The organism is Microcoleus sp. PH2017_34_RAT_O_A, from assembly GCF_020737885.1.
In the GTDB taxonomy this organism is placed as follows: Bacteria; Cyanobacteriota; Cyanobacteriia; order Cyanobacteriales; family Microcoleaceae; genus Microcoleus.
In genome coordinates this window covers 1-13,706 of record NZ_JAEQDD010000094.1, presented here as the reverse complement: position 1 = coordinate 13,706, position 13,706 = coordinate 1, and the positions used below count along the sequence as shown (strand labels likewise).

Annotated in this window: 12 protein-coding genes and 1 pseudogene; 8 read left to right on the top strand and 5 right to left on the bottom strand. The window is 46.6% G+C overall.

Going from position 1 to position 13,706, the window contains the following annotated elements:
* The first annotated feature begins 485 nt into the window (after positions 1 to 485).
* The 7 genes from JGK11_RS25790 (at position 486) to JGK11_RS25760 (ending at position 7,106) form a co-directional block, all read left to right on the top strand.
* Complete coding sequence (locus tag JGK11_RS25790; RefSeq protein WP_293182851.1) at positions 486 to 986, top strand: peptidoglycan-binding protein; 501 nt, start codon at positions 486 to 488, stop codon at positions 984 to 986.
* 312 nt (positions 987 to 1,298) lie between these two features.
* Positions 1,299 to 1,724, top strand: a complete 426-nt coding sequence (locus JGK11_RS25785; protein ID WP_293182871.1) for a photosystem I reaction center subunit II PsaD — start codon at positions 1,299 to 1,301, stop codon at positions 1,722 to 1,724.
* 304 nt (positions 1,725 to 2,028) lie between these two features.
* Entirely contained in the window at positions 2,029 to 2,892 is an 864-nt protein-coding gene (locus JGK11_RS25780) for a GNAT family N-acetyltransferase (RefSeq protein WP_293182853.1), read from the top strand.
* 155 nt (positions 2,893 to 3,047) lie between these two features.
* The gene (trpE, locus tag JGK11_RS25775; protein WP_293206539.1) at positions 3,048 to 4,595 is read left to right on the top strand and encodes an anthranilate synthase component I; all 1,548 of its coding nucleotides are present in this window, start codon (positions 3,048 to 3,050) and stop codon (positions 4,593 to 4,595) included.
* 267 nt (positions 4,596 to 4,862) lie between these two features.
* Positions 4,863 to 5,747, top strand: coding sequence for a PhzF family phenazine biosynthesis protein (locus tag JGK11_RS25770; protein ID WP_293213370.1), 885 nt, complete (start codon positions 4,863 to 4,865; stop codon positions 5,745 to 5,747).
* A gap of 179 nt (positions 5,748 to 5,926) precedes the next feature.
* Entirely contained in the window at positions 5,927 to 6,493 is a 567-nt protein-coding gene (locus tag JGK11_RS25765) for a Uma2 family endonuclease (RefSeq protein ID WP_293197313.1), read from the top strand.
* Between the two features lie 115 nt (positions 6,494 to 6,608).
* Positions 6,609 to 7,106, top strand: coding sequence for a hypothetical protein (locus JGK11_RS25760; RefSeq protein ID WP_293197311.1), 498 nt, complete (start codon positions 6,609 to 6,611; stop codon positions 7,104 to 7,106).
* Here JGK11_RS25760 and JGK11_RS25755 read toward each other — a convergent pair.
* The 3 genes from JGK11_RS25755 to JGK11_RS25745 all read right to left on the bottom strand — a co-directional run bounded on the left by JGK11_RS25755 (position 7,103) and on the right by JGK11_RS25745 (position 9,989).
* Positions 7,103 to 7,939: a hypothetical protein gene (locus JGK11_RS25755; RefSeq protein ID WP_293182863.1), complete on the bottom strand. Its 837-nt coding sequence runs from the start codon at positions 7,937 to 7,939 to the stop codon at positions 7,103 to 7,105. The two genes, JGK11_RS25760 and JGK11_RS25755, sit on opposite strands and share 4 nt — an antisense overlap.
* Before the next feature lie 256 nt (positions 7,940 to 8,195).
* Positions 8,196 to 9,512 (bottom strand): homoserine dehydrogenase, encoded by a 1,317-nt coding sequence (locus tag JGK11_RS25750; protein WP_293182865.1) that lies wholly within the window; start codon positions 9,510 to 9,512, stop codon positions 8,196 to 8,198.
* A gap of 276 nt (positions 9,513 to 9,788) precedes the next feature.
* Positions 9,789 to 9,989 carry a hypothetical protein gene (locus JGK11_RS25745; protein ID WP_293191316.1) on the bottom strand — a complete coding sequence of 67 codons (201 nt, stop codon included), beginning with the start codon at positions 9,987 to 9,989 and terminating at the stop codon, positions 9,789 to 9,791.
* A 252-nt stretch (positions 9,990 to 10,241) separates the two neighbouring features.
* Between JGK11_RS25745 and JGK11_RS25740 the strand changes: the two genes are divergently transcribed.
* Complete coding sequence (locus JGK11_RS25740; RefSeq protein WP_325314938.1) at positions 10,242 to 10,388, top strand: DUF4277 domain-containing protein; 147 nt, start codon at positions 10,242 to 10,244, stop codon at positions 10,386 to 10,388.
* A 415-nt stretch (positions 10,389 to 10,803) separates the two neighbouring features.
* Here the strand turns inward: JGK11_RS25740 and JGK11_RS25735 are convergent, their stop codons facing one another.
* Positions 10,804 to 11,235, bottom strand: coding sequence for a CAAD domain-containing protein (locus tag JGK11_RS25735; protein WP_293182875.1), 432 nt, complete (start codon positions 11,233 to 11,235; stop codon positions 10,804 to 10,806).
* A 486-nt stretch (positions 11,236 to 11,721) separates the two neighbouring features.
* Positions 11,722 to 13,155 (bottom strand): annotated as a pseudogene (gene gltX, locus JGK11_RS25730) (glutamate--tRNA ligase); the annotation flags it as partial.
* Positions 13,156 to 13,706 lie beyond the last annotated feature (551 nt).

Genomic DNA, 13,706 nt, shown 5'->3' with positions numbered 1-13,706 from the left:
AGTTAAGAAGTTTTCAAAGCAGAACTCGCCTCCGCTGCTATACCCCAATACCGTTTACTTAAGACCGCCCTGGGGGTAAAACCTATGAAAAATAGATACGGAGATTGCTTCGTTCCTATCGAAGGACCATCTTAAGTAAACCGTATTGTGCTATACCTCCTCTCACCCCGCGAGATAGCTTTTACAGGTGATGCGACCCGGCGGTGTTGGGCCTTAGGATCGAAAGTATCAAAGCAGATTCAGGACGTGCTTGCGTCTTAAACCCGGCTTTTAGGCAAAATAAAGGGTTGGGCGGCAGAGCACTACCGGGATATTGGGAGCGTTAAGTCGGAAGGGCCACAAGTCTGGAGAGGGCTTGCAGTCGATCGAATCTGTTGAGACACGGGCGGGCGTCAGTGTTGATTCGTGAAAAGTTGAGGATGCCCATATTTCGCCCGGAAAAACTTTTTTGCGATCGGAATACTCAAACCTAGAGGAAAATCAATATGTCATTTACAACCAAGATGAAATCTACCCAACAAGCTATTACTAAGCCACAACTGCAATTAGGTTCTCAAGGTCAAGCGGTATTGGAACTCGAACAAATGTTAACCAAGTTGCGGGTTTACCGGCAGCCTGTAAAAGGAATTTTTAACTCATCAGTTGAATTTGCTGTGAAACTGTTTCAGTATCGGGTTTTCTTGTCGCCGGACGGCATTGTCGGGCCGCTGACTTGGCAGGCCCTTTATACTGAAGCTCCTGTGAATATGCCGGTACTTAAATTCGGCAGTTCTGGGGAAGCAGTCACTACTGTTCAAGAAGTTCTGACCATTTCCCAGCACTATCGGGGCTCTATTGACGGTCAATTTGCCACTTTGACTGATCGGGCTGTTAGCGCATTTCAAAAAAGCTTTGGGATCGAGGCCGACGGGATTGTCAACCAAGAAACTTGGACTGCTTTGAGTCAAATTCCGCGCGGCTATGACCCTAATTGGTTCTTGACTTAGGGTTAGGTGCTGCTCGGTAATATATGGGCAGATTTGTGCGATCGCGTGTGAGGAATTGGGCAATGTGCGATGCTTCGAGTGCGCGATCAGTACCCGAAGCATTACATTTTTTTGAGATATTTTTTCGGGATTTGTGCAGAGAGAGTTCTGTTTTATAACTTTGGTAAAAATTACAAATTATCAATTATTAATTACTAATTCCTAATTATCAGAAAAGATCGATCGCCCAAAAACTGTTAACTTTCCTTACAATTTCGATAACAGGGTACAGTGGCGATGATAGGATGCCGTAAAAATCCTTTGGATATATCTATGGCAGAAGAACTGACTGGACAACCCCCCATCTTCGGCGGCAGCACCGGCGGCTTGCTGACCAAGGCGCTAGTTGAAGAGAAGTATGCTATCACTTGGACTAGCCCCAAGGAACAAGTGTTTGAAATGCCTACAGGTGGCGCTGCGATTATGCGTCAAGGCGACAACTTGCTGTATCTGCCCCGGAAGGAGCAGTGTATCGCTTTGGGCGGCCAGCAACTGCGGGCGAAATTCAAAATCTCGAACTACAAAATCTACCGCGTTTTTCCTGACGGTTCTACTGAGTACCTGCATCCCAAGGATGGCGTGTTCCCTGAGAAGGTGAACGAAGGTCGTGTTGCTAATGGTAGTGTCCCTCGCAATATTGGCAGCAATCCCAATCCGATCAAGGTGAAGTTCACAGGTAAGAAGACCTACGATCCTTAAGCGATCGATCTATTGCTGAGCAAAACATAAGTAATATTGCTTATTTGGGACTCAGTTAAGACTGATCCCCCTAGCCCCCCTGATAGTCGGTGGGGACATGAGCATTCTCTTTCGTCTCCTTCTTAAAAGGGGGGACAAGAGCATTCTCTTTCCTCCCCCGACTATCCGGGGGATTGAGGGGGATCTGGCCTCGGAGAAAAGCGAGATTTATCAAGGGTTTTAGGGTTAAGTTGACAGGAATGGGCAGCGCCCAGCTTCTACTGCAAATATCAAATCTAATTAATAGTTAATCCTTAAATTAAAAATGAATGTCGCAATCAGGCGATCGCAGATTTCTGATATCGATGTTTGCGCTCGCATTAATTATGAAGCTTTTAAAGATATTTCCGATCGCCACTGCTTCCCTCACACAGATTTTCTGACGGTAGAGTTGGCGGCCGAAATTAGTCGGTTTTGGCTCGAAAATCCCTCGTATTTTGGCGTTGTAGCCGAGAATGACGGTGCGGTTGTCGGGTGCGGTTTTATGGATGAACGCAACCCGATTCGCGGTATCGGGCCCGTCAGTGTCGATCGGGCTTTTCAAGGCCGCGGCGCAGGGCGACAAATCATGAAAGCCTTGCTGGAACGGGGACAGGATGCTGTAGGCATCCGTTTGGTGCAAGAATCTTTCAACATGGCCTCGCTGTCGCTGTACGCTTCTCTGGGTTTTGAGGTGAAGGAACCTTTCGTGTTAATGGAGGGGAAGTTTCGCAGCGTGCCGCAGTATGGGTTTGAGGTGCGGCCGATGGCTGGCGAGAATGTGGGCGAATGCGCGGCTTTGTGCGAAAAAGTCTGTGGGTGCGATCGAACTTCCGAGATTGAATACGCCCTAAATAATTATTGTCCGTTAGTTGCGTACCAGCAAGGTCGGATTGTGGCTTATACTTGTGCGATATCTGCTTTGGGTCACAGCGTCGCCGAAACCGAGGCAGATATGCAGGTTTTGCTCTTGGGGGCTGCTGCGTACAGTTCCGAAGATGTGCTAGCTTTTCACTTGCCGCTGAGGTATGGAAGTCTGTTTCGCTGGTGTTTGCAACAAGGGCTGCGCGCCGTCAAGCCGATGGCGGTGATGGCTGTTGGCGAGTACCAATCGCCGGAGGGCTGTTGGTTTCCGTCTTTTGTTTATTGATTGTAATTAAAGTTAGTATAGCAACCGCCATTCAAGGTATTGACATAAAGCACCTCATGAAGAGACCCCTGAGATCCCCAAGCGATCGCTCTCCAATTTGATTCCTGTCAACTGTCAACTGTCAACTGTCAACTGTCAACTGTCAACTGCTATATATGATATTTCCCGATTTCTCACAATTTTCGGAACTGGCGAAACAAGGCAATTTTGTACCCGTATATCAAGAATGGGTGGCTGATTTGGATACGCCTGTGTCTGCGTGGTATCGGGTTTGCGCCGGTCAACCTTACAGTTTTCTGCTGGAGTCGGTGGAAGGTGGGGAAAAACTCGGGCGTTATAGTTTGTTAGGGTGCGATCCGCTGTGGATTTTGGAGGCTAGGGGCGATCGCACAACTCAAGTTTACCGCGACGGTTCCGAAAAAGTATTTACGGGCGATCCGTTTGAGGCTTTAACCGAGTGTTTGCAGCCTTACAAACCAGTGAAATTGCCGCAGTTACCGCCGGGAATTGGCGGGTTGTTCGGTTTTTGGGGTTACGAGTTAATTAAGTGGATTGAACCGCGAGTTCCAGTGCATCCGGCGGGCGAGAATGATTTGCCGGATGGGTTGTGGATGCAGGTTGATAATTTGCTGATTTTCGACCAGGTGAAACGGAAAATTTGGGCCGTCGCCTATGCGGATTTGCGCGAGACAGGCGTTGATTTGGCGGAGGCCTATGGGGCAGCGTGCGATCGGGTTTCTCAGTTAGTTGATAAACTGAAATCGCCACTTTCACAACAATCTACTCTCCTAGAATGGACTCCGCCGAGTTACGGGCAAGATGCAAGTTCCACAACTGAAAATACAGAATTAGCTTACAGCAGCAATACCACCCGCGACAAGTATTGTGAAAATGTATTGAAAGCCAAGGATTATATCAAAGCGGGAGATATTTTTCAGGTAGTGATTTCGCAGCGGCTGGAAGCAGAATACACGGGCGATCCTTTTGCACTTTACCGCTCTTTGCGCCTGATCAATCCTTCTCCGTACATGGCTTATTTTAATTTTGGAGATTGGCAGATTATCGGTTCCAGTCCAGAAGTGATGGTGAAGGCAGAAAATACTGTTGACGGCAAAAGGATTGCAACTTTGCGGCCGATTGCCGGTACGCGCCGCCGGGGTCAAACTCCTCAACAAGACGATGCTTTGGCTGCTGAATTACTGCAAGATCCGAAGGAAATTGCGGAACACGTGATGTTAGTTGATTTGGGCAGAAACGATTTAGGCAGAGTTTGCCGCAGCGGTACTGTAAAAGTTGACGAATTAATGAAAATTGAGCGTTATTCTCATGTGATGCACATTGTGAGCAATGTAATCGGAGAATTGGCTGAAGATAAGACAGCTTGGGATTTGTTGAAAGCTGGTTTTCCTGCTGGTACGGTTAGCGGTGCTCCGAAGATTCGGGCGATGGAAATTGTGCACGAGTTGGAAGGTTGCCGTCGCGGCCCGTATTCTGGGGTTTACGGGTTTTATGATTTTGAGGGACAGTTGAATAGTGCGATTACAATTCGCACTATGGTTGTTCAATCGCAGGGCGGTGACAAACATTCGGTTTCTGTGCAAGCCGGTGCTGGTTTGGTGGCCGATTCTAACCCGGATATGGAGTATGAAGAAACTCTCAATAAAGCCCGGGGTATGTTGCAGGCTATTCGCTGTTTGAAGTAGCGAGTCTGGGTCAAAAATCTTGTCGATGTCGATAAGAGTCGGCGATTGAAATCGCGTCTACACAAACAATGTCCGCCTCCGCGGACAAAGAGAAGATAACGTAATTTTAACCGTCTGGTATTCAACCCGCGGAGGCGGGTTTTGTCTGTATAGACGCGATTTCAATCGCCCGGTCTTCTAATCTTAAAAGAGGGAAAGCGGAGGCGGGTTTTGTCTGTATAGACGCGATTTCAATCGCCCGGTCTTCTAATCTTAAAGGAGGGAAATATGAATTTTTATATCGTTGACGTGTTTGCCGAGTCAAAATATGCTGGCAATCAGCTAGCTGTCTTTTGTGGCGCGGGAGTTGCGGAACTCTCAGAGGCCGAAATGCTGCTGATAGCGAAGGAAATCAATTATTCGGAAACCACGTTTATTCGATCAAACCAGCCGGAAAACGGCGGCTATGACGTGCGTATCTTCACGCCCAAGAAGGAATTACCGTTTGCCGGTCATCCGACGCTGGGGACGGCGTTTGTGCTACAACAACAGATAATTGGCCAAAAGGTCGATCGAGTAATTCTCAATTTAGCCGTGGGTCAAATTCCTGTCACCTTTAATTATCGCAACGAATCCGCAGATATTTTGTGGATGCGACAAAACCCACCAACATTCGGTCAAGTTTTGCCAACCGAAACTCTCGCCAGCGTCCTAAATTTACAACCCGATGAGATTGAGACAAACTTCCCAATTCAAGAAGTTTCTACCGGAGTACCGTTTATAATTGTCCCGTTAAAAACCCTCGCAGCCGTCAAAAAAGCTCAAGTCAACTTAGATAAATATTTTGAATTAATTAATACCACAGAAGCCAAAGAAATTTTGATATTCTGCCCAGAAACTTACAGCGACATTAATGATTTAAACGTCCGAGTTTTCGCCCATTCCTTAGGAATTCCCGAAGATCCGGCGACGGGGAGTGCCAATGGCTGTTTGGCTGGATATTTGGTAGAATATACTTATTGCGGGGAATCAAAGATTGATGTGAGAGTCGAACAGGGTTATGAAATTGGTAGACCTTCGTTGCTGTTGTTGAAAGCTCAAAAAAATCAGGAAGAAATAGAAGTTTTGGTGGGAGGTAAAGTGGTGATGGTGGCGAAAGGAGAATTTGTTTAAAACATTCAAATATAGCTTCCTATATAGGTTCGTAGTGAGGACTTTAGTCCTTATTTGTTGCGGACTAAAGTCCTCACTACAAACCTATTTTATTATAAACCCGCCCCGGTCTTCACTCTAGAAAACTTAATATTCCGCTCAAATTGTGAGATAGTACACATATAGAAGGATTGACTCACATGATGGTAAGTTCACTCATCGAATCCAGGGAAATTCAAGTTATTGAATCTCCCAGAATTTCCCTAGAAGAATGGATGGAAAACCCGCCTGACAGCACAGAATGGATCGATGGAGAATTAGTAGAAAAAAACGGCATGACAGCAAAAACTGGTCGGATTCAATCTCGGCTATCCCGCTACTGGGGAAATTACGCAATTTCCAGCGGACAAGGTGGAGAAGTTTACACAGAAACAGGTTGCCGTACAGTAGGGAGAGGTCGCTGTCCTGATGTTTCCTACTTGACACCAGAATTAGTCGCCCAATTTAATGATTTTACCATACTTCCTCAAAGTTTTCCGTTGATTGCTGAAATTATTTCTCCTACTGATAAAGCGGAAGAAGTATTTGCCAAAACCAATGAATACCTGCAATCGGGCTGTCAAGAAATATGGCTGGTACTTCCTGAGAGTCAGTGGATTGTTGTTGTCACTCAACAGCAGAGACTTTTATTTACCATAGGTGAAGTCGTCAGCACTCAAATAGTTTTGCCTGGTTTTAGTATTGCCGTCGATGAGTTGCTAGCGTAAAAAATGGGTTCAATTTAATTATTCCTAATCAAAATGGGTTAATATGAGGTAGCTCATATTCATTGCTCTGCGTTACTGGCATAGTGAAAGCATCATCTTTCTGAGAGACTTTCCAATGCTATCAACATTTTCGCGCACTTTAAATTTATCCTCTGATGCTTCCGAAGCCCTGCTTGCACTTCCATTAACCAGCTTGCTGGATTCACCGGAATTCAATCAAATCTTGGGAAGTCTGGATACTGCTTTGCTTAAAGAAAGTTTGCCTGCTGCTGGGGCTATATTATCCCAAAAACTCCCAGCTTTTTATGATTGGTTGCAAACAGAATTGGGAATTAAAAATGTCCCAGATAGTCCAGATCATGCTACAAAATGGGTAGTCGGTTTTCTGAAGAATCAAGAGAGTTTAACTGATTTAGTTGAGATGCACAAATCGATTCCAAGACTTGCATTAGATCGATCGATTCCTCGGTTAGTTAGCGCCTTTGATGGGGTTCAACCCACCGCCGTCAAGGAAGAGTGGGAAAAAGCGATCGCAGCGCTTTGTCTGGTACTCGCCGTCGCAGCGCGGGAAAATCAGTCACCGGGCGCATCGAAGGCTTTGGTAGGGGTTTAGGTGAAGCGGCTTTTTCGGAAAATTTGCAGTTGCGCGCGATCGATCTCAACGACTACCGGCTTTTTCTTGTTGAGGACGATCGCATTATGCCGATTTAACAACAGCCACTGAGCCAACATTACCACCAGGACTCGCCTTTTGCGAAACTTGCCTTCAAAACGGGCCATTCGGACGATCGCCTCTTCGATTTTATACCACCAGTTTTTCCCTTTTTGGGAAATCACAAAAATCGTTCCCGGTATGTAATCGCCTCCATTTGCCCAGAAAGCATACCTTTCGCCTAAAGTAAAGTAGTGAAAAACATTGTTAGCGGTGCAAGTTTCAGCTAACTTTTCCGCAACGCCCAAAGAATTAAACGTTACAGTCGATCGAATATAATCCGGGTATTTTGCTACAATTTGCTGAGCAACTTTGCCGCCCAAACTTTCTCCGATGACATCCGCCGGATTTCCGCTGCGAAATTGCTGTTTAAGCCAATCTATAGCGCCTACAGTTTCCGCCGCTTTTAACTGGCGTTGTACTTTGGCCATAAATACATCGGGTGTATCTTCCAAAACGCGATCGAAAGGATACCACGAACCGTATCCGCGAATCACGAGCACGGGCGGATTATTCCCAGAAACCGGAAGGCGACTTTCAGCATAAAAACCAGTGCGCGAGTCTTCAAACACTTTTTCTATGGTATAATTTCCATCAACAACTTGCCCCTCTGCGTGCCGAACATAAATTGACGGATTGCTGGGATCCTCAGTATCGTGGAGTTGGGGTTTGGCAAACTTTTCGTAGAGGGAATCTAGCAAGTGCCTTCCTGTAGGGCGATCGACAAAATCCAATTTTATTGATCCATACTAAATTAAAAACAATCTAAAAAAGGTTCGTAGTGAGGACTTTAGTCCTCAGGAAAAGAATGACTAAAGTCCTCACTACTAATACCAATTTAATGTGAAGTTGCACATATCTCGATCCCCCTAAATCCCCCTTAAGAAGGGGGACTTTGATCGGAATCTTGTCCCCCCCTTATTAAGGGGGGCTAGGGGGGATCGGATTCTATGCAACCTCATAAAAAATTGGTATAACCTTGTGCAATTCTTACAAAACTCGCAACGTGCTCGCAATACTATCGACTGCTTCCATCGCGCGAATTTCATCGAGTGCTTGTTGGAAATTACCTTCCCGAACATCGTGAGTCACGACAACAATTTCTGCTAAATCGCCGTGAATTCCCGTCTGCACAATGGACTCCAAACTAACTTGGTGGTTGCCGAAACAAGTGCCAAGTTTGCCAATTACCCCGGGCGTATCCCGCGTCAGAAAACGCGCGTAAAACCGAGTCACAAGTTCCTGCATTTCTGCTATTTTGCAGTAGTGTTGGTGAGTGCAACTCAGCAAAGGATGGGGAATCGGCACAGTTTCGGTTTTCAGGATAGCAGCCACATTCAAAATGTCGGATACTACCGCGCTGGCTGTGGGCCCAGCCCCCGCACCGCGCCCGTAGAGCATCAATTGCCCGATCGCATCTCCTTCGACTAAAATGGCATTATAAACACCGTTAACACTCGCCAGCGGATGAGCTTTCGGCACAAAAGTAGGATGCACCCGAATCGAGAGGAGTTCCCCTTCTGCATCCCCATTATGTTCGGAAATTTTGCTAGTTTCTTGAGCAATAGCCAGCAATTTGATCGTAAATCCCAGCTTGTCGGCGTAGTCAATATCAGCCGCGCTAACTTGCCTGATACCTTCGCAGTGAATATCTGCTAAATTGATGCGTCCGCCAAAAGCTAACGAAGCTAAAATAGCAATTTTATCAGCAGCATCCCATCCATCCACATCTGCTGTAGGGTCAGCTTCAGCATAACCTAATTGCTGAGCGTCCGCGAGGACTTCGCCAAAGTCTGCACCTTCTGTCTGCATCCGCGTCAGGATGTAATTAGTTGTGCCGTTAACGATGCCGGTGACACTTTTGATGCGGTTTGCACCTAAAGATTGTTTGAGGGTTTGAATGACCGGAATGCCGCCGCCCACCGCAGCTTCTAGCATTACATAAACGCCTTTTGCGTTAGCAGCGTCGAAGATTTCATTACCGTAGCGGGCGATAACTGCTTTGTTGGCGGTGACTACGTGCTTCCCGTTGTCGATCGCTTTCAGAATGAGCGATCGCGCCGGTTCCAATCCGCCAATCAGTTCTACTACAATATCAATTTCCGGGTCAGTCGCGATCGCCTCTAGGTCAGTTGTCAGCACATTTTCTGGCAATTGTAAAGACCGAGTTCGAGAAATATCGCGCACTCCCACCCGATAGATTTCCAATTCCTGCAACAGCGGATGGCGCCCATCTGGGGAGAGCAAAATCTCTGCTGTTCCCGCGCCAACCGTACCCAAACCTAGCAAACCAATTTTGAAAGCCACGACTTTGACCCGTAGAAAATCACTTAATCTACAATCATTGTATGATAACCAGGCATTCATAGAATACCCACAGGCTCGACTTCTTTAAAAAATCAGACTCTATATCAGATCGCGTCCAATCAATCATTCCTAATAAAAACGGTTCGTAGTGAGGAATTTAGTCCTTTAATTATGAGGACTAAAGTCCTCACTACGAACCAATATGATTGTGATTGCTATCTTCAGAAAAGAGCTGACCAATTAATCCAGACGTTACATCAGACTTTGCATTGCAATTTAAAGTGCTGTATCCAGGTCTACCTCCAATTCTCGAAGCCACTGTTTCAATCTTTCTACGTGCTGCCTTTCTGCATTAACTTGCTGTTCTAGTTGCTGATTTTGCTGTTCGAGTTGCTGTAGATGTGCTTCTTCTGCTCGAATTAAATCTTCTACTATAGCAATCTTTGCAGGAGTCGTAATTTTTTTACCCCACCCCAACCCTCAGAGCGAGTTCGGGGAGGGAGTAAGAAATTTACAAATGATTTAGGATTGCTATAGACCAATACGGTTTACTTAAGATGCTACTTCGAGAGGAACGAAGCAATCTCCGTATCTATTTTTCATAGGGTTTTACCCCCAGGGCGGTCTTAAGTAAACGGTATTGTGCTATGGACGAGATGGAATTAGTAGAAGAATTCAACTTTCATAGTAGGAATAAGAACCCAAGAACTTCTGAACCCAGGACAAGTCATGAAAGCAATGATTTTGAATAAATTAGGATTTTTAAGTGCACCATTATACATATTCGATAAATTTTTAGTAGGAAAAGCAACATCACATCTAATCGGAAAGAGAATATTGCCCGAACATCTAAGGAATGAAAATTTAATAACCTAGGCGACTATCCCCCCTTCGTCCTTACTGGAACAAAAATCGGGAAGCAAAGTTGCTTAAGTTATTCAGTTTTCATTCCCCAAACAGCGACGCACCAGACAATTCATAACGGGGATGAATAACCAGAATTTGGTATGAAACGATAGTTAAGCAAACAAGACAAACAGTTGTTTTGTTTACGAGTCTGCTCGCTATGGCTGGTGCGTCGCTGTCAGATTTTGGGTTTGTATTGAGGGATTTTTCTTTCTTCGACGCACCCTACGGCTATCTTCTACCTTCTACCTTCTACCTTCTACCTTCTACCTTCCATCCGTTACACAATCCGTTGCCGAACTTCCTTCATTAAAAAACCCGACACTGACAACATATTTAAACTTGTCAGTATCGGGTACAAAATCAACAAATTACCAACAAAAATTTAGGACTTTTTGCCAAAAACTTGTTCTTTCAAAGCTTGAATTTCTTGACCTAATTGTTGGCGGTTGGAAGAGCGGAGCAAATAGCGGTAGATAAACCAGGCGCTGTATCCGATACCAATTAGCTCGAATGTGGGTGCTAGCAGGGGGATGTCGTTGAGTTCGTCTACAATGCCCAAAAGCACTTTCAAAGAAACAATCGAGGCTAATATGACACCGACAACTGTCAAGGGACTTTTGTACTGCTCGTAAAAGCTGCCGATGTAAGCAGGAAACTCCGACAAAATTGAAATAATTTGTTCTTTGATCTGCTGTGTCTGATTTGGTTCTTCGGTAATGATGACTTTTGTGCTACCGCTCGAACTGTCTGCTTCATTTTCAGCAGGAATTTCGGTGATGATAACGGTTGTTTCTGGTTCGTTTGATGAAGTCATTTCTCCACTCGCAATAGTTTTTTGCTGATTGGCGGCAGGTATTTCAACTGCTGCTGCGGCTGTTTCAACTGCCGAAATATCGACTGCTGAAACCTCCGTTCCGACTGTTGAAACAGCCGGTGTTTCGACTGCTGTAACTTCCGCTGCTGGTTCAAGAGTCGGCGTTTCGACTGCTGTAACTTCCGCTGCTGGTTCAAGAGTCGGCGTTTCGACTGCTGTAACTTCCGCTGCTGGTTCCAGAGTCGGTGTTTCGACTGCTGTAACCTCTGCTGCTGGTTCTACCAAAGGCGTTTCGACTGTTTCAAGAGTCGGTGTTTCGACTGCTGTAACCTCTGCTGCTGATAGTTCAACCGCCTGTGTTTCGACTGTTGAAACCTCGACTGCTGGCTGTTCCCGCTCGGAAATTTCGGCGGGAGTTTCGGCTTTGGGTTGTTCTAGGCTAGGAGTTTCGGCCGCAACACCAACTGCCGGCAAATTCAAGTTGCTAATGGCATCAAGCAAGCGGGTTTTAGCCGTCCCCCGCTGGTGAAGGATTACCCAAGATTCTATCAGGTCGGGGCCGTGCATTGCACCTGTCAGAGCGGCTCTGAGCGATCGCATAATCAGCCCTTTGTTAAGATTTTTCTCTTTACTGAGCTTTTTAGTGATTTTCTGAGCTTCTGCTGCTATTAGGGTGGGATGACTTTCCAGAGCTTCTTGAACTGCTTGTAAAGCCTGTGCAGCGCCTGATTGCTGCAACTGTGCGAGTGCTTCTTCTTCGTATTCCAAAGTTGGCAAGAAGAACAACTTGCACATACCGACAGCATCGGTTAAGCGAACGAGACTCGGGCCGATTAAAGCAGCTATTTGTTCGAGCCAAGGGCGATCGGCCTTAGAATCAAACTCATAACCGGCTTTCTGCCAATAAGGTATCAGCAAATCTGTCAATTGCGGCACAGGCATCTTGTGCAGGTATTGACCGTTAAGCCAATTGAGTTTATCCCAATCAAATTTTGCACCGGCTTTGTTGACTCGATCGAATGTAAAGACTGCCGCAGCTTCGGACAATGTAAATATTTCTTGCGTAGAATCCGGCGCAGTCCAACCCAGCAAAGTCATGTAATTGACTAAAGCTTCGGGGATATAACCCATATCTTTGAAGTCAGAAATCGAGGTAACGCCGTCGCGTTTAGAAAGTTTTTGCCCTTGCGCGTTTAAAATCAGCGGTGTGTGGGCAAATTCTGGGATTGTCGCGCCCAAAGCTTCGTAAAGCAATATTTGTTTCGGAGTATTGCCGATGTGATCTTCGCCGCGGATGACGTGGGTGATGGCCATGTCGATGTCGTCGGCGACTACGGCGAGGTTGTAGAGGGGCTGGCCGATGAGGCCGCCGCTGGATGCGCGGGCGATTACCATATCGCCGCCGAGGTCGCTACCTTTCCAGGTTACGGTGTCGCGCACCATGTCGTTCCACGCGATCGTGCGATCGTCCTCAATGATAAACCGAATCACAGCTTGCCGCCCTTCTGCTTCAAAAGCTGCGCGCTGTTCCTCCGTCAGGTGGCGGTGGCGGTTGTCGTAGCGGGGGGCCTGTTTGTTGGCTTTTTGTGCTTCCCGCATCTCGTCAAGTTCTGCTGACGTGGTGTAGCAGCGGTAAGCGAGTCCTTTGTCGAGAAGGGTTTGGACTGTTTGGCGGTAGATTTCCAGACGCTGGGACTGAAAACTCGGGCCTTCGTCCCAGTTCATACCCAGCCAGGTGAGTCCTTCGAGGATGTTGTCGGTGTATTCGCTTTTAGAACGTTCTACGTCTGTGTCTTCTACCCGCAGGATGAATGTTCCGCCTTGGTTGCGGGCAAACAGCCAGTTAAATACGGCGGTTCTGGCGGTACCGATGTGGAGGTTTCCGGTGGGACTGGGGGCTAGACGGACTCTGACGTTCATTTATCTTTTTGCTTTTAGATTGGGGGCAATTTACTGGTTGGGGGATTTGCTGTGGCTGTGACTACAAATTTTATTATATTTTGTTGCCGCCTTAAAAATTGTGTTTGCCAGTTGGTTTGCCTGGAATTGCTCGATAAATAGGCTAATTAGCGATCGGGCGAAAGTCTCGGGCTTTTTGAGCAGACGGCATCTTGACGATATTAGCATTGTCGGCGCCCAAGACTGGATTGACCTTTGGGCCTATTTTTTAAAGCAGGAATAACTGCGGCAGGGATGCGGTCGGCGCGATCGATAATTATTAATTCTTTTGACACTCCCCACCGATGAATCGGGGGGATTCTTCTCTCAAAGGCACTTATCTAGCCCGATATTCCTATGGACCCCCGACAGTACGCCTCCCGAAGCAATTTGACTCACGGGCTGTCCAACCGCAAGGATACCTCGATTTCTAATCACCGAAAGACGAGCGGGAAGCCCCTGACTTCAGGCATGGGGAGGAACGCGGCTGTGGCTTCAGCCACCTTAAACTATCCATAGGAGTAACCATCCTT

What these genes read in the sequence shown, in the direction of transcription:
- JGK11_RS25790 (WP_293182851.1), top strand. Translation starts at nt 486, where the DNA reads ATGTCATTTACAACCAAGATGAAATCTACCCAACAAGCTATTACTAAG.
- JGK11_RS25785 (WP_293182871.1), top strand. Translation starts at nt 1,299, where the DNA reads ATGGCAGAAGAACTGACTGGACAACCCCCCATCTTCGGCGGCAGCACC.
- JGK11_RS25780 (WP_293182853.1), top strand. Translation starts at nt 2,029, where the DNA reads ATGAATGTCGCAATCAGGCGATCGCAGATTTCTGATATCGATGTTTGC.
- trpE (WP_293206539.1), top strand. Translation starts at nt 3,048, where the DNA reads ATGATATTTCCCGATTTCTCACAATTTTCGGAACTGGCGAAACAAGGC.
- JGK11_RS25770 (WP_293213370.1), top strand. Translation starts at nt 4,863, where the DNA reads ATGAATTTTTATATCGTTGACGTGTTTGCCGAGTCAAAATATGCTGGC.
- JGK11_RS25765 (WP_293197313.1), top strand. Translation starts at nt 5,927, where the DNA reads ATGATGGTAAGTTCACTCATCGAATCCAGGGAAATTCAAGTTATTGAA.
- JGK11_RS25760 (WP_293197311.1), top strand. Translation starts at nt 6,609, where the DNA reads ATGCTATCAACATTTTCGCGCACTTTAAATTTATCCTCTGATGCTTCC.
- JGK11_RS25740 (WP_325314938.1), top strand. Translation starts at nt 10,242, where the DNA reads ATGAAAGCAATGATTTTGAATAAATTAGGATTTTTAAGTGCACCATTA.
- JGK11_RS25735 (WP_293182875.1), bottom strand. Translation starts at nt 11,235, where the DNA reads ATGACTTCATCAAACGAACCAGAAACAACCGTTATCATCACCGAAATT.